This is a genomic window from Acinetobacter sp. CIP-A165, assembly GCF_000367985.1.
Lineage (GTDB): Bacteria > Pseudomonadota > Gammaproteobacteria > Pseudomonadales > Moraxellaceae > Acinetobacter.
Map to the genome: position 1 here is coordinate 120,183 of NZ_KB849200.1, position 21,735 is coordinate 141,917.

The following is a 21,735-nucleotide window of genomic DNA, read 5'->3' on the forward strand; positions in this document are numbered from 1 at the left end:
AGAATTATGAATGATTTTTGCTCTGTCCAAATATTTCTGAATAATCAATGGATCGATTGTGCCACTATTGAAGTAATAGGTGAAAAAGCTAAAGGTTGGAAAGCTAGCTGCGGAACATATTATTCAATGGATTATGCAATTGAACATATGGGGTTACGAGATGGTCATGCTGTTTCAAACCATTATCCGATTAATTTAGAAAGCAATATTGAGCCTACGTGGCCAGCTTTTCTAGTTGATCTATTACCTCAAGGATATGGTCGAAAAGAACTATTAAAAAAACTTGGCCGCCCTGAGTATGAAGAAGAGTCAGCAGATTGGCCATTGCTTAAAGTAGGAGCGAGCAACCCTATTGGTAACTTAAGAATAAAAGAAGCTCATGAATGGCTTTTAACTCAATATTCAGATCAGTTAGTACAAGGATTTTCAATACAGGAAATTATCGAACGTAGTGAAGAGTTTCTTGAGTCATTATCATCTTTTGGACTATTTATCTCTGGATCATCTGGCGTTCAAGGCGAGTGGCCAAAACTATTACTAACACAAGGTCATGATGAGTTATTTTATCTTGATCATACGTTACCTGATGAAATGGCTAAACAGCACTGGTTGGTTAAATTTAGCCGAGGAACGGATCAACGTCTAAACAAAATTTTGAATCAAGAACCCTTATATATGCAAGTAGCAGCATATTTAGGATTACGAGTATTTAGACCTTTAGAGTTACATGGAAGAACTTTATTTATTCCACGTTTTGATCGGCAAGTGGTGAATAACCGTGTTGAAAGAATAGCCCAAGAAAGTTTAGCTTCTTTTAGTGGAAAAGCGGGCTTCGGAGTAAAAATGTCTCATAACGAAGTCTGCAAAATTATAATGAATTGCTGTACGGATCCAGAAACAGAAATTCTTGAATATGTAAAAAGAGATTTAGCGAATATCGCTTTAGGAAATAAAGATAATCATACCCGTAATACAGCATTTCAAAGGTTTAACAATGGCGATATTCGATTAACGCCTTTATTTGATTTTGCCCCTATGTGGTTACATCCTGATGGAATCGCGAGATCTACTCGATGGGAAAAAGACGATAACAACTGGGCTTCAATTGCTCATCAGATTGTAGAATGCAGTTCTTTAACCATAGAACAAATAAAATCTTTATTTTTTGAACAATTATCTTTGTACCAGGGGCTTTTAACCCAGATGAAATCTATCGGGATAGATGATGAAATTCTAGAAAATTGTGCATATCGCATTGAAGGTATTTGCGCACAATTAAAGGAGATTTGTCATGGATAAACGTTTTATTCCACTCTCTCAAATAGAGCAAATTAGAAAAAGACAATATGTCTTAGAAATGATTCAGCTTAATCCAGACTGGCCGATACATGTCATTGCAAAATTCATTAGAACAGAGCTGCATCTGACATTACATGAAATGTCCAAGATCACTAAAATTTCGCTTCAAACTTTACAGAAGCTCGAGCGATCAGATGCAAATCCAACCTTAGAAACAATGCTAAAACTTTTAACCCCATTTGGTTTAAAATTAACTGTCGTGAATAAATGAGAACTTTCAATCAGGATATTTTCGACCTTAATGATCTGTTTAACTTCTCTGATTTGATTGTCTTTACTCACAATATTCCTATTGAGTGAGTCGAATCTGTGCTCAGGTTGAGCAGTTCGGCTACTATTCTGAAATGACAGCTTTGTCCGTTATAATTGTATAAACATTTAGTGTCTGGTAATCATGTCCTCATTGATCAATTTTCTATCTCGCTTTAGTACCGCAACTATTCAGCGCAGTCTGAGCTATGCTAAACACATTGATAGGGAAACGATTGAGTTCTTTGAGGAAAGCGGCGATGTCACGATGTATGCCCAAATTGAAGGGACGGATTATTACGATACTGCAATTACCTATAATCTTAAAAAAGACCGTTTAATCGATGACGACTGCACTTGTCCGGTTGGATATAACTGTAAACATGCTGCTGCTTTAGCACGGTTATTCTTTCAAGAATATCGCCAAGAATTTCAGCAGCGTTCTGCTGAGTCTCAATCCCCACAGGGAATCGCAAACCGCCAACAGGGGTATGATCAGGCGCAACGCTGGTTGAATGATTTTAAACGGTATTTACAACAGACTGAACCTGAGCAATCTGCCAAAACAAACACGTGTTTAATTTACCTATTAAATCAGTCTGTCAGCTCAAAAAAATTGACCCTTGTGGTGCAGAAGGCCAGACGCAATAAAAATGGCTCGATTGCCGGTGAAAGTGATTATACGCAATATGAAAATATCACCAGAAAGCATCTGACTTTACCTGAACAAAAACGACAATTATTTAATCAGGTTTATTATTACGCCAAAATAAACAGCGATGAACGCTTTTATCAGAGCAATCTTGATATCTCCGGGATTTTATTGGAGCAATTCAAAAGTTTTATTCAAAGTGGCGATGTTTATTGGCAAAAAAAGAGCCATGCTGCACTTCAATGGTCAGAACAAGGGTATAGCATCGAACTGATCTGGCAACAAGGTCTAAACAAACAGACAGAGCATCTAAACATTGAATTGGTCAATGGCGATATTCGACTCGATTTAAAATCAAATTCACATATTCAAATTCTCGCTAGCCAGCCACCGTGTTATGTCGATATTCGACAGAACACGGTAGGTCAATTATATGGCGAATATACGGCAAATCTTCTGTACCATTTTTTGCAGATGCCTGATCTTCCATCTACGCTATTGTCTGAGTTTGAACAGATGACTCATCAATATTCAGACATGCAGAATCTGCCTCAGTCCGAGTCTATTCAGAGTGTTGAGGTCCTTGCCGGTAGCCCCCAGCCAATTTTACGCTTCGGTGTTTTAGATAAATTTGATTGGAAATTGGAGGAGTCTGTTTGTGCTGAAATTGAATTCTCCTATGCAGGCGGGCGAATAAAAGCGGGTACATCAGGTGACAGTTTTATCGGTGAGCAGCATGGCAAAATGGTGCGACAGCTTCGGGATTTTGTTCAGGAACAACAGGCAATCCAGCGTTTACAGCTGTTGGTCAAATCACTGGAGTGGGTGAAAGATCTGAGCAATGACCAGCAATTAAAACTGGATAAACAACGTCTCGACTCTATGGTCTGGGCTTTCTATGGAGACTGGATCAGGCAACTCATGCCCATCAATCAAATTGAATTGATGGGGTGGCAGATAGAGCATCTGGAACACAGCCCATTTAAGCTGCAATATGTAGAAAATTTAAATATTTCCATCACTGAATCTGAAAGTCAGCAGGACTGGTTCAATATCGGGGCGACCGTTCAGGACAGTGCAGGCAATTGCTATGACCTGCTCGATGCCATTGCCGTTTTGGTACAACAGCAGCCTGATTTACTTGATCCGCGGACTTTTAGTTATCTGAATGACAGTCAAATTTTTACCCTGAAAACTGCAGTTGATCAACCCGATTTGGCTCTATCCGCCAGGGACATTAAGCCGGTATTGTTGCATCTGCGGAGCATTTTACAGCAAGAAGAGCGCAGTATCGATCGCTATGATGCGAGTCAGTTACTGGAGGTACAGCATCATCTTGGGATGGCATGGCAGGTCAGTGACCGGCTGCAGCAATTTGCACAGAAATTCAAACAAGGCTATCAGCAACAACTGCCGACACCAAAAGGTTTTCAGGGGGAATTGCGTCCATACCAGCAGCAGGGCTTAGGCTGGTTACAGTTTTTAAGGGAAACCCAGCATGGCGGGATTCTTGCAGATGATATGGGCCTGGGCAAAACAGCACAAACTTTAGCGCATTTGCTCATGGAAAAGCAGGCTGGACATTTGCAGGACAGCCCCGCCTTAATTGTTGCACCTACATCGCTGATGCATAACTGGCTCAAAGAAGCGGAAAAATTTACCCCTGAGCTCAAGGTGCTGCTGCTACAAGGGCCGGACCGCCATCAGTATTTTGAACAGATTCCGCAATATGACATTGTTTTAACCACCTATCCGCTCCTGGCGAGAGATGAAGAACAACTGAAGCAATATGAATATCATCAACTCATTTTGGATGAAGCACAGAATATCAAAAATCCGCGTGCCAAAGCTGCACAGGTAGTACGGCAATTAAAAGCGCGACATCGTCTGTGTCTAACCGGTACCCCGATGGAAAATCATTTGGGTGAGCTGTGGGCACTATTTTATTTTCTGATGCCAGGATTTTTATATTCACAAGAAATCTTTAATAAAAAATACCGCTATCCGATTGAAAAACGCGGTGATCAGGAGTTAAGGCAAAAGCTGGTGAACCGGATTAAGCCCTTCATTTTACGTCGCTTGAAAACTGACGTCGCCAAAGAATTGCCTGAAAAAACCACGATTGAAGTCAATATTGACATGAATGAACAGCAATCCAAGCTATACGAGGCTGTTCGCGCCACGATGCAGGAAAACATTCAGAAAATTGTGGCAGAAAAAGGCTTTAAACGTAGTCAAATTCAAATTTTAGATGCCTTGTTGAAACTACGTCAGGTGTGCTGCCATCCTAGTTTGCTGAAACTGGATTCGGTTAAAACCGGGCAGGCACATTCTGCCAAACTTGAACAGTTGATGGATATGGTCGTCCCGATGGTGGAAGAGGGACGAAAAGTTCTCATCTTTTCTCAGTTTACTTCAATGTTGGAATTGATTGAGCAGCGACTCAATCACTCGGAAATTGGCTATGTCAAACTGACTGGAAAGACCAAAAAACGAGATGAAGTCATTACTACATTTCAGTCTGGACAAGTGTCTGTGTTTTTAATCAGCCTTAAAGCTGGAGGCGTAGGCTTGAATTTGACAGCAGCGGATACGGTCATTCACTATGATCCATGGTGGAACCCTGCTGCTGAAGATCAGGCTTCAGATCGTGCATGGAGGATTGGACAGGACAAGCCGGTATTTGTGTACAAGCTGATTACCAATCAAAGTATAGAAGAAAAAATTATTGCCTTGCAGCAAAATAAAGCAGAACTGGCACAGTCTATTCTAAGCGCCGATCATGAGGGCGAAGCGAAACTTACGGAAAATGATGTGATGAAATTATTTGAGAAATTTTAGTATTTTATTTTTGGCTAGTCTTTTTGTCGAGACTGTAAATTAAATAAACTTTATCATCAGGAATGAGCATCAATTGAGCATTTAATTCTGCCGCAATAATTTCTAAGATCTCTAATCGTGGATTGCCCTGACTTTACAGTTTTTGGTACTGCTGCCTTGAAATGCCAGTGCGGGATTGCATATCAACTTGCTTTAAGCTCAATTTTTAATGGTAATTAAAGCCAAACAGGAATAAGTTTTTAGTAAACATGTAGATGAGTTTAACTTGATTGATACAAGGAGCTGCATATGGAAATCAAACAACTGAAACAGGAGGAAGTCGTTACAGATGTTCTATGTGATGTATGTAATCAATTAACGCAACTGGAGTTTGGAACTTTATCAGCGAATTGGGGGTATGGCTCCACGCATGATGGGGAAAGATATGAGTTGCAGTTATGTGAGAAATGTTTCTTTTATACCCTAGCGACGTTAAAAAAAGAGAGAGTAGATGAGTTTATGTTTGATGAAAATTTTGACCCAGCGACATTGGATGGGTTTGGATTGAAGTAAGTTTAATAATATTAATACGATCTAGCGATTAAATTTTTTAATGAGCAGTGGGGATGGTGGATTTATTTTATAAATGTTTTCAATATATTAAGATGTTTTGGTCGTGAGTAAAGTGTAAGTGGCCTACTGTAGACTTTCATACTTTTTTTACTTGTGTGAGAGCGTATGTATAAATATCTTGGATTAATATATTCATACTTAAATGTACTGCTTAGGAAGACAGGTTGTGTCGTATCAATGGAGTTATTCCTTGAATAAAATTATAATGATGTATAAGCTACTGGAGACAATCTTCCAGTAAATCTGTTTTTAAGACGACTAGACTATGAGTTTTACACTACGCTTTTCAGGTCATGAGACTTTTGCATTAAGATATGGATGGCTTAATAAGTCGTATAATTCATTAGATTATAAAGAAAAAAATGAAGAAAATTTGGTTGTCGACCTAGGTGTAGGTAAAAATATGGTCAATAGTATTAAATATTGGACCGAAATTTCAGGTTTACAACCGCTTAAAGTTAGTGATCAAAAAAAAAGGTACATTTCGGACATTACAAAAGTTATTAAGTTATATGATTCTTATTTAGAGAAACCGGTATCAAACTGGCTTTTGCATTATTATATTCAAAAAAATTATTCAGAATTGACGTTTGCTCGATGGTATTTCAATTTTTCAAATAAGCAGTTTTTTGATAAAAATGATTTAATTTTAGATTTAATGGATTGGTTAAACACAGAGAATTTAAAAATCCCTGCGCTTGCAACTTTACAGAAAGATTTTGATTGTTTTGCACTCTGTTATGGGAAAAAACTAAGCAAAACCTTTAAAGGAGAAGATAGTTTTATCTCTCCTTTAAATGAGTTAGGTTTACTGTATCACTTGGAAGCTAATAAATTTAAGTCTGATTTTACTGAACAAAAAAGTTTAAAACCTGAAGTATTTTTATACTGTCTAGTGGATTTTTGGCAAACATTTTTTAAGAATACTTCGACGATTAGTGTCGATAGTATTTTAACTATGCCCGGAAGCCCTGGACGTTTATTTAGAATCAATAATATCGGTATCGATTTTTATTTAAATCAATGTTCATTACTTGATGAAAGATTTTTTTGGTCGGACACATTAGGTATTAGAAGCCTAGCATGCAAAGATATTCAAGCTTTTGATTTAGATAATTTATTAGAAAAAATTTATAGTGAGAGTGAGTAAGATGTCAACGACTAATTTGAATCAATACTACCAAATTAATGTGAATCATCTACTTTCTACGCGTTTAGATACAGATATTTCAAAAGAATTTTTTGATAAAATTATTTTCCATGGCACAGCATACAATGCTTTGGCTACTGTAGTGGATTCAAAATCTTCTACATTTACGATTACAGGTAGTTACGGTACAGGAAAATCAACCTTAGCTGCAATTTTGACTGGTTTTGTACATTCTGATCAAAATGTTCGTGATGCAGTCAATAAAATGATTGCCGATCCCATATTGTCAGCAAAATTAGAAACTGTATTTAAAACTGAAAATATTGAAAAAAAACCGTGGATTATAATCAAAGCGGTGGCAGGTATTATCTCACCAATTGAGTTATTTTATCGTTCAGTAGTTGATGCTGTACAGGTTGCAGGATTATTAAAATATTTTAAACAGTCTATGTTATTAGAACAGTATCCTGAAACTGAAGCACAACTTTTAGATTGGATTATTCAAGTATTTTCAGAGTTACAAGGTAAAATCTCGGGAACATTATTCATCTTAGATGAAATGGGTAAACTGCTAGAAACTTTGGCAAGAGGTTCTGGCAATTTACATTTTTTTCAGGATCTTTCGGAAAAAATTAATCGTTTATCTCAACCTGAATGCCCTTTTATTTTTATTGGTATTTTGCATCAATCATTTGCTGATTATGCAAAAGGCCTAAGTCATCAAATTGCTTTAGAGTGGGCAAAAATCCAAGGTAGATATGTCGATATTTCTTATCGCATATCCTTAGATGAATCAATTGCTTTAGTTTCGAAAACTCTAAAAAGAACAGATGCTAAAATACCTCAATCAGTAGATAAAAATGATCATGATTTAATTGATCAAATTCAAAAATTTATTGGTTCACGTCTCTTAGAAAATAGCCCAAAAGTAAAACAATATTTTTATAATGCATTGCCTTTGCATCCACTTACAACTGTTTTGCTTGGAGCTGTTTCAAAAAGTAGCTTTAGCCAAAATGAACGCAGTATTTTTAGCTTTTTACTTTCAGCAGAACCATATAGTTTAAGAAAGTTTTTAGATGCTAATACAGTATTGGAACAAAAGTATTCTATCGTAGATTTATGGGACTATCTAAGTCATAACTTACAACATCAAATTTTAAGTTCTAAAGAAGGACATGCTTGGAGTCTTGTTGAGCAAGCTTTGACTTTAGTGAGTCAAAAAACGAGTAAAGAAAATTTTTCTATTGCTAAGAATCAATTATATTCAAATTTAATTAAAGCAATTGCGATGTTGAATATTTTTGGTAAGTCCCTAGGCGTATATCCAACACGTGATTTGCTGAATTTTAGTTTTTATGCGAGTAAAAAAGAAACTAAAGCCATCACGGAATGTTTAACTCAACTAACAGAATGGAAAATTCTGAGTTTCTGGAATAGCACACAATCCTATGAGGTTGTGACGACATCAGATTTAAATGTGCAGCAGTTAATTCAGGACAAGCTAGAAACCTTAAATCCAAAACAAAATTATTTGCAATATACAGGTTATAAAGCAAATGTTGTTTTAGCGAAACGTCATTATCAGGAAAGAGGGATAATGCGTTGGATGGGGCAATATCTTATTTATAATGTGAATGAACTAAAACAATTTTCAGAGTTAGAACATCAAAGTAATCAGTCATACAGGGACTTTGTATTGATTGCTGAAAGCTCACTAACAGATAGGCAATTGATGAAGTTGTCTCAAACTCATTCAAACTTAGTGATCGCGAGTTTAAATAACTATAATGAGATTGAAAATTGGGCGAAAGAACTTTTTGTATTACAGCAAATTGTAAAAGAACAGCCTAAATTATTGATTGATCAGGTTGCGAAGAAAGAATATCAGCATCGTTGTGATTATATTTATCAACAATTAACCTTTTTGTTTAACCATGCTTTTGAGTCTGCTACGTGGTTCTACCAAGGTGAAAAACAAGCCCAAAAGCAACTTTCAGTGATTGCTTCTGAACTTGCTGACAAAATTTTTGATCAATGTCCAAAGATGTTTAATGAACTTGTGGTAAGAAATGAAATTTCAAGTTCCGCAGCTTCTGGGCGAAGAAAGCTTTTAGAAAAAATGCTTCATAGTCCAGAAATGGAAAACCTGGGTATTGAGAAATTTCCTGCTGAGAAAGCGATTTATTTATCTTGTTTGAAGCGGTTAGGTCTTCATCAGCTGAATAGTGAAACACAGGAATGGGCTTTTGTAATTCCGACGCCACATGAGGCGAAAGACTCAAATTCGCATATTCTGTTGGAAAACGGTTTTAAGGTTATTAAAGAAAATAAAGGTTTAATTACCCTTGCAGACTTTTATGAGAAAGCAAAATGGACGGTTGCACCTTTTGGTTTACCACAGGGTATTTTGCCTATATTTGCACTCGCTTTATTGCAAGCTAAGAAAGAAACTCTTGCATTTTATGATCAAGATGTAACGAATGAGTTCCGTTTTATTAGTGATATTGATGAGGAATTTATCAATAAGTTGATCAAACGTCCTCATGAAATCGCAGTAAAATATGTAAAAGGTCAGGTTGAGAAACAACAGTTTATTAATCTTTTAGCAAATAGTATTGAAGCAAATTATGGAAAACCCATAGAGGCTTCAGCATTACAAGTAGCTCGTTTCATTGTTTCTGCACTAATGAAAAAGTCAAAATGGATTAAGCATTCACGTAATGCCAATTTTTTTAGTGAAAAAACACAAAAATTGCGCGCTGCTATTTTAATGGCAGATGATCCTTTTAAGTTGTTATTTGAGGATTTATATGACTTATTAGATGCTGAACATGCAAAAAATGATTCTATTCAATCAGATATGAGCAACTTGTTTTTAGAATTAGATCAAGCAAAATCGCATTTATTACAAACATTTGAAGCTGAGTTAATCCATGAATTAGGAAATTTGACGCCTGAACTACTTGCCCAAGCAGAGATTATTAGTCATTCTGCTGCGGATTGGCAGTTACAAAAATTTGCCTTTCATTTAATGAAGAGTAATGACGCATCTAAGCAATGGCTCAGTAATATCATTACATTATTATCTCAAATACCTGAGCGAGATTGGACAGATGATAGTCTTAAGAAGGCATCTCAAAATATTCCAAATTACACACAGCGATTTAAACAACTCTGCTTTTTTGTCAAAAATGGTCATCCTCAGTTAAATACGTTGGATGAGCAAAAACATTTAGCCATTATTGTAAATACGCCTCAAGGCTTTGAGGAATATAATCGAGATGTACGGATTACATCCGAAACAGAGGAAAAAGTATCGTCTGCGATAGGTTCATTTAAAGAATATCTAGATAGTCGTGATTTAAATAAAGATACTAAAGCGATTCTTTTATATGAATTATTAAAAGAGTATCTAGATTTAGCACATTCTGAGAAAGGAGGCGAACATGTCTGACAGAAAAGTAAAGCATGTCCTTGGTCTTTCGGGTGGAAAAGATAGTGCAGCTCTCGCGGTATATATGAGAGATCACTATCCTGAACTAGATATCGAATATTTCTTTACGGACACAGGAAAAGAACTTCCTGAGGTCATGGAATATCTTAATCAGTTAGAGTCTTATTTAGGTAAGCCAATTTTGCGTTTAGGTTCTGATAAAGATTTTGATTATTGGTTAAAAGAATACAATCATTTCCTACCTTCAGGACATCAACGTTGGTGTACGGTACAGATGAAATTGGTTCCATTTGAGCAGTGGGTTAAACCATTTTTAGATGATGGCTATGAAATTATTAGCTATGTTGGTATTCGTGCAGATGAACCTTGGCGTGAAGGATATGTTCCTACCCAAAAATATTTGACGACTAAGATGCCATTTGCTGAAGATGGTTTAGTGAAGCAAGATATTATTGCTCTCTTAGAAAGTACAGGTTTAGGATTACCAAAATATTATGAGTGGCGTTCGCGCAGTGGGTGCACATTTTGTTTCTATCAACGGAAAATTGAATGGGTACGTTTAAAAGAGCGCCATCCTGAAAAATTTGAAGAAGCAAAAGCGTATGAGAAGCAGTTTGAAGATGACAAATCAGCGAATGGTGAAACCTATTATTGGATGGGAAAAGACACACCATTAAGTACCCTTGAAGATCCTGAACGTATTGCTCAAATTAAAGCAGACCATGAAAAAAAGATGGAAAAGTTTAAGAAAAAACGCCGTCGTAATATATTGCATGATGATCAGTTAATCGAAATGGTCGATTTGGATGCCGTATATGATGATATTGAAGGTGGTGGGGCATGTGTAACATGTTATAAATAGGCTAGTACTAAATAAAAATCTCAGTCTCATATTGATTTAGATAGAAATAATATAAAGCCCGTACTCAGTATCTAGCTGAGTACGGGCTTTATTTAATTTAACATTTTTAGTAGTTTTTGTTTTAAGTCTGGACTTAGGGTATTAATCCGTTCAGCTAAATCTTCTAATGAAATAAGATCTAAAGCAGAAGCTATTTGTTTTTGCAATGTGATGATCTTTTGTTCTTGTTCATCTAATAATGGCAAAATTATGTGGGGAACATTTTTGAGTTTAGTACGTAATTGCATTAACCCTGTTTGATTTTGAGATGTTGACATAAATTCACTTTCAAGATTCACAAACCAACGTTGGAACATCTGCATATGACATTGATTAAATTGATGACGAATTTCATCCTTTAAAGAGTGCAAAAGAATTATTTGATCTTCATCAAAAATTTCTGGTGCCACTTCAACTTTATCAACGAGTTTCCGCAGAATAGAAATATCCTGCTGTGTGAAAGAAAGTTCATTTTGTGTTTGTGTTTGTGTTAACCAATGTTCAGCTGTTGATCGTGCCTTTTTAACATAGCCATCACGAATAGGTTTAAAAATTTCCTCAATAAAATCCCACTCTGCATCAATCTGTTGTTCACTCAAATAAGCCATCATAGCTTCCTGATCTTTAACTATCGTTTGATTTAAAAAAGCGAACATTTTTTGACTCGGTAAACCTTGTGTAATCCAAGATTGGGTACGATCAAAAGCGAATTGAAGCTGTTTCTGGATTTTTAAAATTTCCTCATATTCCTCTGTCGATACAAAGAATTTTAATAATTCTTCAGCATCCAATAAGCGAATTTTGAGGTCATTTAATTCATTAAAACCACCATACAAATTTGCAAATTGTTGACTGACATCAGTAATTCTTTGTCTAAAATCATTTTGTACAGTCCGAATTCCATTTTGTTTTTCAACAAGGGTTTGTACTGAATCAAAAATAGAGGGTTTATTGTCAATATCAATTAAAAGACGATCACCTTCTTTAATTAATGTTTCAAGCTCTTTCTTTTTCATTGTTTTATTTGGTGAAGTATGAATATAGCTCTCAATATCTTGCAAGAGATACTTAAAACGTTCTTTTTCTTCAATTCTTTGAATCAGTTGAGCTGTTTTATCTTGTACTTTATTTGCCTCTTGTTGCATTTGTAAGGTGATAAAAGCACGTTGATATTGTTCCGATTTTTCACGGAAGTTAATAATTTCATGATGTGAGGTTAGAACAAGATTATCAAAAAAACGATTAAATTTGACTGATAATGTGTTTTTGCCTTGTGAAATGTATTCAACTAAAGAGGTCGATTTTGTTGGTAATTCAATATGACTTTTTTTGAGATCAAGGTCTTTGGCAAATTTAATTAAAGCTGAAGTTGCTTGTAATAATTTGCTATAGTCTCGGATATCTGAGCTTTCAAGACCTCTTAGCATTTGGGTAAAAGTAGCATCAAATCTATCCTGTTGTTTCTTATGCTCTTCATAGGTTGTTTTGAATTTATCGAATAACAAATTATATTGAATTTCTAAATCTAACGGAATCGGGTCTACTTTCTTTTTATTTTCAATAGATTGAAAGATATCAATCATTTTCTTAGGATTTGACTCTTGGCTCCACTGCTTGAATAGTAGAATCCATTCATCACGTGTACTCATTTCCATTTTTTGTAATTGAGTATGTGCCAAAATATCTAAATTGAGTAAAGTCCCTGTTTTTTTATTCAGAACTAAGTTCAGCCATTCAGCAAGATTCTTTGGCTTACCTTGATGAAGGATTCTATATTGTGGTGTTTCTTGCGCAAGGTAGATACCTAGAATGAGCGCAAATGAACAGTCATTTAAACCATAACTTGGCATCACGAGTTTTTGATACAGCGTTTTTAAATCTAAGTCAGGTTTAATCGCAAATGTTGTTTCTATAAAGTTATATAAACTTTTAACATTTTGTTGTTGGGGGAGCGCAAATTTCCCCGTCATGGTATCTACGGCTTGCCAATTTTTTTTAAACAAGGTGTCAAAACGGTTCTGTAAAGGTGTCTTTTGCCCTTGTAACCATGCAATAGAGAATTGGCGATTCACCATAATACTAAAGAGTGCTGCAATATCCGAAGGTGCTGTTGCAGTATTTAAACGGAAGCCATCAAAAACAAAAGGAATGGTATTTTTATAGTTATGTTCAAACAATGCTGTTGCAACATTTTTGAGTAAGCCTAGAGGTAAATCTGGATAGTAAGGTGAGAAAAATTCCTTTTGTTTCATTAGTTTTGATGAAGTATTTTTTAATACAGTGAGCACATCATCTTTTTCTTCTTGTATAAAGCGCATAAATTGCTGTTGATCAGCAGGAGACATTATTTCAAAAGATTTCAGGCGTGCTAAAGCAGTACGGAGTTCATCATTTTGATCATTGAGATAGCAAAATAAGAAAGGTAATTTGTTTAATTTATATTTTGCTAAAACTGTTTCTAGCATTTGTTGAATTTTGGTTTGATATAGCTCTAAATCTTGCTGACTATTGAGATAGATATAGATAACACGACCTTTTGCATCTTTATAGGTCATATTATTTTGCCAATCTTGAATCAGAATTTCTAAATTCTCACATGAAATTTGTTCGGCAACATAGCTTTTGGGTTGGAATACCCAATCAGGAGTTGAAATATTACGTTTTTGTGCAAAGTCACATTCAATTTGACCTAAGCCAATATCATAAGATTTGCTAATAAATAGCTCACCAATATCCTGTTGTGTGAATTGAGCAGCTGTTTTTTTCATCCATGCAGTGAAACTCGCTCGACTTGCTCCATCTGTTAAGAGCTCATATCGCCCTAAGTCTGAATTCCACTCAGTTGCACCCAACTCAGACAAGCTCATGATTTGCTCTTGAAGTTGAATTGCATCAAAATTAGTCAATTCTTGTAGAATTTCATTGGCTTGAGATTGATTGAGTTGACGTAATTTTAGGGTTTCTAAAATCGCAATAGCAGTTAAGGTTTTTGGGTTATTGGTTTGAAAACCACTATGAAATTTTTGTAAGAGCGTTTGCAATGTTTCAATGACATTTGCACCTGTATCACGTTCAGCTGCAAGCATTTCATCGAGTAAATAATCATGTACAAGGTCAGCAGCCGAAACTTGGAAAAGTTGAGGTTGGCTGAAGACATCTAATTGTGCAGATTTTTGTAGTAAATCTCGGATAAACGTCAGTGCTGATCGTGATTGTACAGTATGCTCTTGGCGTGTGAGTAACCATGTTGCAAATGGATGTAATGGCCAACAACCTTTTGCAATAACTTGATTAAATAAATTTTCATCGTGCCAGACAGGGTATAGTTTAGTTTTAGGTAAATACTGTGCAAGACGTAACCAAGATTGATGGAAGTTATCTTCACTTGGATATTGTTGAAATAAGCGAGTTAATTCTTGCGTATCTTTTTGAATAAGATTGGCAAAAATAGTTTCTAAATTTGAAGAAAGATGTACTTTATTGGCAGTATCAAAGCGTGTGATATAGCGTTGTAATTGTCTAGAATCTTTAGCATTAAAGCGTTTTAGATACGTTTTTAAATCGTACTGAATAAAACCAATAAATCTTATCTTATTAGCATTATCTTGAATACCTTGGAAAATTTGCTGTAGCGATGAATCACCAGCAAGGTCAGGGCGATCCGCAGCATATTCAAGATAACGACCAAATTCATCAAAGAGTAAAATAATATTTTCAAAGGGTTTATCTGTACCGCAATAGGTATCACATAAGGTTTGTAGTAGGTCTTGTGCAGATTCTTGACCATCTACAGGGATTGCACTGCCCGTAACATCCAAGAAAATTTGATCAACAGCAGCGTAAACATCTTCATTATTTTCAGTGAGTAATTGAAAAATTTGTGCTTGATCAAATTGTGCTAATTTTTTTTGAAATTCTACAGCATAAATTTGATAACTTCGTTCAACAAAACGTTGTGCTTTATTAAAACGTGGTGATAAATCTCGTACAGCTTGAGCATCAACCGCATGCATATCAAGTTGCTTAAGTACCACTTTGTTAAGCTGATTGCCTAAATGGAAATTACCCATGCCATCTAAGGCAATAATTAGGCTCGGTTTTGTAAAGGTTTCAAAACAGGACTTTGCACGTTGTCCGAGAGTAGCATCTACACGCTCTATATGCGTTAAGATTGTTTGTGCTAAAGGTGTATTAGGTTTAGATAATAATGTCGCTAATGTAACAGCTAAATGTGATTTACCCGCACCATAACCTGCAGTTGCTAACCAATAGGGATTATCTTCTCGCCCTTGTTTTGCAAGTGAAAGACTTTCAAGGAGTTCAACAACTAGTGAAGCTGTATCTTTAAGTAAATGTTGGTCTTGTTCATTGACTGCACCATGGTAATGGGGGCCATGAAAAATAAATGATTCTGCTGCAATATTGGCTTGATCTATACGATTTTGAAACCAACCAAGTTGTACTGCACCCTCGAAAAAACTTTGTTGATTAAACTGTACTAATTCTTGTAATTTCATGATTACACAAGCTCACTAAAAAATTCTGTTAAAACACGATCAGTAGAAACCAATTTAAGGATGAGAGCATTTCCTGTTAGGCGATCGATTTGTATAAACCCTTTTTCTGCCATCCAATCTAATAAACGGTTAAAGTGTTTATTGGACCAATTCATTAATAAATTCCAACGGGTTTGTGTCAAAAAATCATCAAAACTAATTTGTGTCTGTGATGAAAATAGTCGATCCCATTCAAGAAATAAAAATGAACTGTAAGCAGGGAAAAATTTATATTCTAAAGGTGCTGTTAAGCGTTTAATCACAAGTTGTGTTTGAGCTTGCTCAACCTGAAATACGGGGATTTTATAAAAAGGAGCATCTACATTGTTTTGATCATAGCTTGTAAGAATGAGGCGTAGAAGCTTATTCAGATATTTTTGGTCACCACGTTTATCTTTTATATATTGTTCAAGTTGATCTAAATAAAATGTATCGGAAATTTGATATTTACTAGAAATACAGACATCAAACCAAGCTGAATTTAGACCTTCTCGCGGTTGTTGTGGGTCAACACGATTCATCATTAAATGCATCATGAATAAACTTACATCTTCATTTAACATGCTATCTTCTTGCAAAATAGTTTTAGCTAAAGGTGTAAGTTCTAAAGCCCAAATACTTTGTGTTTTTTCAGCTGAAAGTAAACCACTGCTAAAACCATAGGCGATAGTGGGTTCAACTTTTCCTGAACTAGCGCCTGTAGGAATACCTGTTAACTCTGAAATTTCATGTATCGTGCCATGTAAAATATGACATTCATTAGTTTTAATGAGTAATTCAGCAAGTAGTAGAGGCTCTAATTTAAATGTTTGTGGAAAGTTGTAAGTGAGGTTCATATGTTAAAACCTCGTTGCTCAAGTGCGGTGATGTTAGTAAGAATAATTTTTTCTGTTAAGTGACCATGTTGATCTTCGACATAACCTAAATAATAGCATTGTCCTTTATTTAGCTTATTTAATCTGTCACGCCAATCATTTGCATTATAATCAGAGCTGACTTGACTAAGAAGTTTGGCAAAACTATCGACTTCCGTAGTTGCAGGTTTAAAGAATAATTTAGTCGATGCTTGGAAGAGACGATCTTTCTGCTCTTTATCAAAGTTACTGATTGTTTGCGTGGCTAAAATTAAGCTAATACCAAATTTACGCCCTTCACGGAGCATTTTATCAATAGGTGAATCTGGTGCATGATCTAAGTTTTGCATTTCATCCAGCACAATAGTCATAGGCTTATCTTTGCTACCATGTTTTTGTACATAAGCCCAAATATCCCAGAGAATAAATTCAGTAATAATTCTTTGTAAGTCACGAGGTATGTTAGTGAGCTGAATGACTTGCACAGGGAACTCATTGCGGAGTTTATCTTCATATAAATTTTCGGATGCTTCTGTATCAAAACAATTCACTTTGACAAGTGTTCTGATTTTATTCGCGACACTTTCACCACGAGCACTATCAGCTTCTAAATCTTCTAAGAAATCCGTTAAGTGATATTGAGGATTTTTTTCTAAACCTTGCTCTAATACTTTATCAATAATGGCTTGTTGCTGACTTCCAAAATCTTTGTAGACAGAGCAGAGAATATTTTTTACCCGTGTCGCAACATTAAAAGCCTTTTCTTGTACCTCTACTCCTGGAGCGATTTCATTGCTATAGGTTTTAAATGGATTGATCGGTAATGGATTGACAACCACATAATAGTCTTTAGGTGTACATACTTTTTGATAGACTTTTTCTGTGTGATGCGTCAAGAATCCATCTGTGTAATCTACAATAAAGGATGATAAACCCGCCCGAGCAAGCTCAGATAAAATACATTGAATGGCATAGGTTTTGCCTGAACCTGAAGAGCCAAAAATCAGCATATGACGGTTATTTAATTGTTTATGATGAAATGGCCAATTCACAGTAGTCAACATTTTCCCCGTTGTACCAAAACTAATATCTTGTTTGACAAGTGGAAGGGGAGAGCATTCTTCAGTCACTTCATTTGTAGCAATGTTGACCATTAATGAAATTTTTGTCGAAGTATCAGAATGATCTATTGTTTGAAAATCAGTTAAGTCTAAATGAGAGCTTGATGTTCGATCTTGTGTATTATCTTGACTGAAATCTGAAATATCTTCTTGTTCTAAAAGATCTGTATTTTCAGTTACTGTTGGTTGTTGAGTGTCATCTATATAAGTGAATTCTAAATCTATACCATCAAGTAAAGCCTGCTCAAAGCTTAAGGCAGAATATTGACGAACAAGATATTTTTTTTCATTTCCATGCAGTGAATCATGGGTAAAGAAAAGCTCTTTAGATTTAGATAGGTTTAGTTTGGTCTCTGTATCGCAAATTACAATTTCAGAAGACCAATGAATTTGGTAATCACCTTCAGACAGCTTTTCAAGCGCAATATTAAGATCATTTAAACAGACTTGCGCACGGTCAAGCTGAGAACGTAATACAATTGCACGATAGAGTTGACCCCACCAATAGCGACAATCATAACGATTTTTTTGTGTTTCATGAATAGGCGTGAAAAGGTACTTTAAATGTAATAGTCCTGCTTCTATTTGCGCTTCAGCTTTAGTTAATAAAGTTTCTATTCCAGCGCCTACTTTTGCTTCAATAATTTTTGCATGAATGATGGGTTGATTATTTTCATCCATTTGTAATGAAACTTTGAGTAAATCTGGGCGATACTCTTGATCTTTAAACCAATGAGGGAAGGCATCTAAAGGAATCCATTGCTCAAGTATAGATGAATCTATACACGGTGTTGTTTGCATTGTTAAAGCATAGCCGTATAGATTACGAATAATTTCTGATTCACCTAAAATGGCTTTGATTGAAGCTACACCAGATAAGCCTTCATTTAATGCTGTAATTTTTTCAACGAGAGGTTTTAAGTTGCTTTCACGTAAAAAAGGCATGTTTGCAGAGAGATGACTACGAATTTGTGTTTTTAATAGGTCATGCGCTTTTTGGTCTGCAGAAACAGTAACATTAAGTTCACCATATGCACCATAGCCTGAACTAAAGCTGATAACTTTATGAGTATATTCGGTTTGATGTAACTTCAGTAAGTGATGATCAAAATACTGATCAATATTTACCACCCATTGTGCCATTTGGTGTAATTGTTCAATAAGCTGTTTTGAATTTTCATCATACTGAGTTTCAGAAATAACAAAAAATTGTTCTGAATCTTTACGATCGGTGACTTCTAGGCGTGCAGTTAAATCACTGTGTTTAGATTGAACTTGAATACGTCGATTACTTAAGAGTAATTGACGACGATCAGCCGTTTGTAGATAAGTTGGTTTCGGATAGTAAATAATTGGATAAATATTTAAACGATTTGCTGATGCGTCAAACTCATAGATTGGCGCTGCTTCAGTTTTACCAATTGCTTGAGCTTGCAGAAAATCAAAGTTAAATGCGAGATCATAGCTTGTCCAAGGATATAATTGTTTGCTTGCGTCAACCAATAATCTTTGCTGAATATTTGTACGTTTTGATACAAAATGATTAATTCGTAAATCTAATTTTTTATCTAGTTTGCTAAACTGATCAAGCAAATGACTATGCCAGATTTGCAAGGTGTTCACTGCATTTAAGTGAGATAAACCAACGGTATAAATGGTTAAATGTACAGTATAGTAAGGTGAGGATGTTATATTTTTCAAAATCTCTTGGCTTAAATACTGTTGTAAGCCAGAGAGTAGCGTTGATAACTTAGAAACATTGATGGCTAAAATTCTCAAGCCATTACAAACATGATGATTCGCTAAGGCGTAATCAGTCAAGACATTATAAATAATGTCTTGTTCAGGTACTTTCTTAACGATTTCTTTAACATCATCATCTTCGTCAATATCATCATCTTGTAATAATGCCTGAATAGATAAGTCCAATTCACCTGTAGGTTCACTACCAATAAAATGAAGCCATGAGAAAGATTTAATTTGGGTGCTGATGCCTTGCTTTTGTTTTAAAGCCAATAATGGTGCTTGAATTTCAGCAAGATTACAAATGCGATCATAGGTCAAGGCATTCGGTAGATCTTCAGATTCTTGATGAGTAAGTTCAATAGCTTCATTAATAAATCTTGTTTGCGCTTGAATAAGTTCAAACACACTTGGATGAAATGCTGACAGTAAAATTTGATTGATATTATGAAGGTCAAGGCGTTCAGATTGCTCTACAAAGCAGAATGCATAATAGACACGCTCAATCATTTCTTTTGCTTCAAAAGTTGCTAAAGATTTAAGTCGTTCACAAAGTTGCGTATAGGCTGTAATCAGTAAATGCGCTTTGGTCTGTGCGAAATAACGACCATGATCTAAATAGTTCTGAATAAATTGGATATATGTTGCTTTTAATTCAATGCAAAGATGCTGTATATCAGAATGGTTTTCTAGAGAAAAGTCATGGAATACATCATATATAGTCATGTTATTTAAGCCTAAACTTAATAAACGACATGCTTCTTGCTCATCAGTTGCATAGTAAATAGCTTTGAAAATTTGTTCAGGTAAAGTAAAAACAGGCAAAGTGTAGTCAGAGTAAGCGAGAAGATGACGATGTAAAATATTGGCTAAACTGACATGAATACGTTCGACTTGATACTCAGAAAAAGCCCATTTAAAGGCATATTCTTCTTCTTTTTCACCCGAGATAGTGATTTTAAATAAAACAACTGGATTGGTTGTTTTAAAAGAATATTCAACTGTGTCTTGTGCATCGGGTGTTAATAAAGGTGAAAAATGTAGTTCGACTTCATTAAAGCCTAAATCAAGATGATTGATTTGCTCTTCAATACCACCTAATGCACCGTGTAATAGTACACGTGCAAGTGCTTTATGAGAAAGATTCTGTGCTGAATTATTATGATCTGATAAATCATGTTGGAAGTTTTTAACCGCAATATTGACCCGCGTAACTTCTGAAAAATCATAGTTTTTTTGGTATTGCTGTAATGCAAAATGTAAGCCTTTTTGAATAGCTTCAAGACTATGACCACGGTAAAGCGGAATACTTTGTTTAGGTTCTGACGTTTTTTCCTCCTTTAGCCCCAATGCTTTTACTAGAGGTAGGAGATCAATTTGTTTTAAGTAGTGCTTTGCTTCTGGATGAGCATTAAAAATAAATAATTCTACATTTTTCAAATAAGTATGTATTTCAGTATGATGAATACCATCAATATCTTTAACTTCAAAAGGATCTTGATTTAAATGCGTATAGATTTTTTGATAATCTTTCTTTTTACGTGCTTTCGCTTTATAGCGAGCATGACTAATAAATTCATAGGCATTTTTTAGATATTGTAAGCCTTTTTTGTTTTGAAAGGTTTTGAGATCATTTTCGATATTTAAATAGGGAATCCCAATGTTTGGAAGTACTTTGAAAAAATGTGAAAAAATATCTTTGAATTCGGAATTATCCCCTATGCTTGAGAAGCATTGTATCAATAATTGACTACGTTGATTTAAAGTTAAAGGGATCAATTGATTGATGTGTTGAATAGTTGAATTAAACTGCTGAAGTTGTGTATCAGAAATATAAACATCTAAGTCTTCAAAGGCGGCAGTTAACCAAGTTTGATATTGTTTATCTAAAGACAACCAAATTTTTTCATCATCGCAGATAAAGAAATCAGAAAGCCCACCTTTATCAGTTGTATGATCTAGACCAACTAAAAGTATAAGTAGTTGATCAACATGTTCATCATTCAACGTACGATTACGATACCAAGTCAGTTTATCTTCATGATCTAACCAGCCCTTTTCTTGTAAATCAGAAAAAGCTTGTTGATCTAAAGGATTTAAGCTTTGATTTTCCCAATAATGAATGAGTCCATGGGCAACTTTAAAATAGCTCTTAAACTGATCATGTAAAGGAAATACCTGACTTAAATGTGAAAAAATCGTAAAAACCTGATGAGGCATCAAGCTCTGTGTAACAATCC

Annotated in this window: 10 protein-coding genes and 1 pseudogene; 7 read left to right on the top strand and 4 right to left on the bottom strand. The window is 35.2% G+C overall.

The features are described from left to right. Positions 1-6: 6 nt before the first annotated feature. From F991_RS00500 to F991_RS00510, 3 genes are all read left to right on the top strand, one after another. The gene (locus F991_RS00500) at positions 7-1,299 is read left to right on the top strand and encodes a type II toxin-antitoxin system HipA family toxin (RefSeq protein ID WP_004668050.1); all 1,293 of its coding nucleotides are present in this window, start codon (positions 7-9) and stop codon (positions 1,297-1,299) included. Further along, complete coding sequence (locus F991_RS00505; protein ID WP_004668051.1) at positions 1,292-1,570, top strand: helix-turn-helix domain-containing protein; 279 nt, start codon at positions 1,292-1,294, stop codon at positions 1,568-1,570. Before F991_RS00500 ends, F991_RS00505 begins: the two co-directional genes overlap by 8 nt. Before the next feature lie 183 nt (positions 1,571-1,753). Further along, positions 1,754-5,101 carry a DEAD/DEAH box helicase gene (locus F991_RS00510; protein ID WP_004668052.1) on the top strand — a complete coding sequence of 1,116 codons (3,348 nt, stop codon included), beginning with the start codon at positions 1,754-1,756 and terminating at the stop codon, positions 5,099-5,101. Positions 5,102-5,129: 28 nt separating this feature from the next. Here the strand turns inward: F991_RS00510 and F991_RS16920 are convergent. After that, a pseudogene (locus tag F991_RS16920) lies at positions 5,130-5,303 on the bottom strand (transcriptional regulator); the annotation flags it as partial. 86 nt (positions 5,304-5,389) lie between these two features. Between F991_RS16920 and F991_RS00515 the strand changes: the two are divergent. From F991_RS00515 to F991_RS00530, 4 genes are all read left to right on the top strand, one after another. Then, positions 5,390-5,653 (top strand): hypothetical protein, encoded by a 264-nt coding sequence (locus F991_RS00515; protein WP_004668053.1) that lies wholly within the window; start codon positions 5,390-5,392, stop codon positions 5,651-5,653. Between the two features lie 325 nt (positions 5,654-5,978). After that, positions 5,979-6,863 carry a DUF4007 family protein gene (locus F991_RS00520; RefSeq protein ID WP_004668054.1) on the top strand — a complete coding sequence of 295 codons (885 nt, stop codon included), beginning with the start codon at positions 5,979-5,981 and terminating at the stop codon, positions 6,861-6,863. A gap of 1 nt (position 6,864) precedes the next feature. Beyond that, positions 6,865-10,320 carry a hypothetical protein gene (locus tag F991_RS00525; protein ID WP_004668056.1) on the top strand — a complete coding sequence of 1,152 codons (3,456 nt, stop codon included), beginning with the start codon at positions 6,865-6,867 and terminating at the stop codon, positions 10,318-10,320. After that, positions 10,313-11,182, top strand: a complete 870-nt coding sequence (locus F991_RS00530) for a phosphoadenosine phosphosulfate reductase family protein (protein ID WP_004668057.1) — start codon at positions 10,313-10,315, stop codon at positions 11,180-11,182. Before F991_RS00525 ends, F991_RS00530 begins: the two co-directional genes overlap by 8 nt. 92 nt (positions 11,183-11,274) lie before the next feature. Here the strand turns inward: F991_RS00530 and F991_RS00535 are convergent, their stop codons facing one another. The 3 genes from F991_RS00535 to F991_RS00545 are packed head-to-tail and all read right to left on the bottom strand — an operon-like array spanning position 11,275 to position 21,715. Then, positions 11,275-15,738, bottom strand: a complete 4,464-nt coding sequence (locus F991_RS00535; RefSeq protein ID WP_004668058.1) for a hypothetical protein — start codon at positions 15,736-15,738, stop codon at positions 11,275-11,277. Positions 15,739-15,740: 2 nt separating this feature from the next. Next, positions 15,741-16,613, bottom strand: a complete 873-nt coding sequence (locus tag F991_RS00540; RefSeq protein WP_004668059.1) for a hypothetical protein — start codon at positions 16,611-16,613, stop codon at positions 15,741-15,743. Further along, on the bottom strand, positions 16,610-21,715 hold the full coding sequence (locus F991_RS00545; RefSeq protein ID WP_228127761.1) for an ATP-binding protein: 5,106 nt from the start codon (positions 21,713-21,715) through the stop codon (positions 16,610-16,612). The genes F991_RS00540 and F991_RS00545 overlap by 4 nt, the downstream gene beginning before the upstream one ends. Between the last annotated feature and the right edge of the window lie 20 nt (positions 21,716-21,735).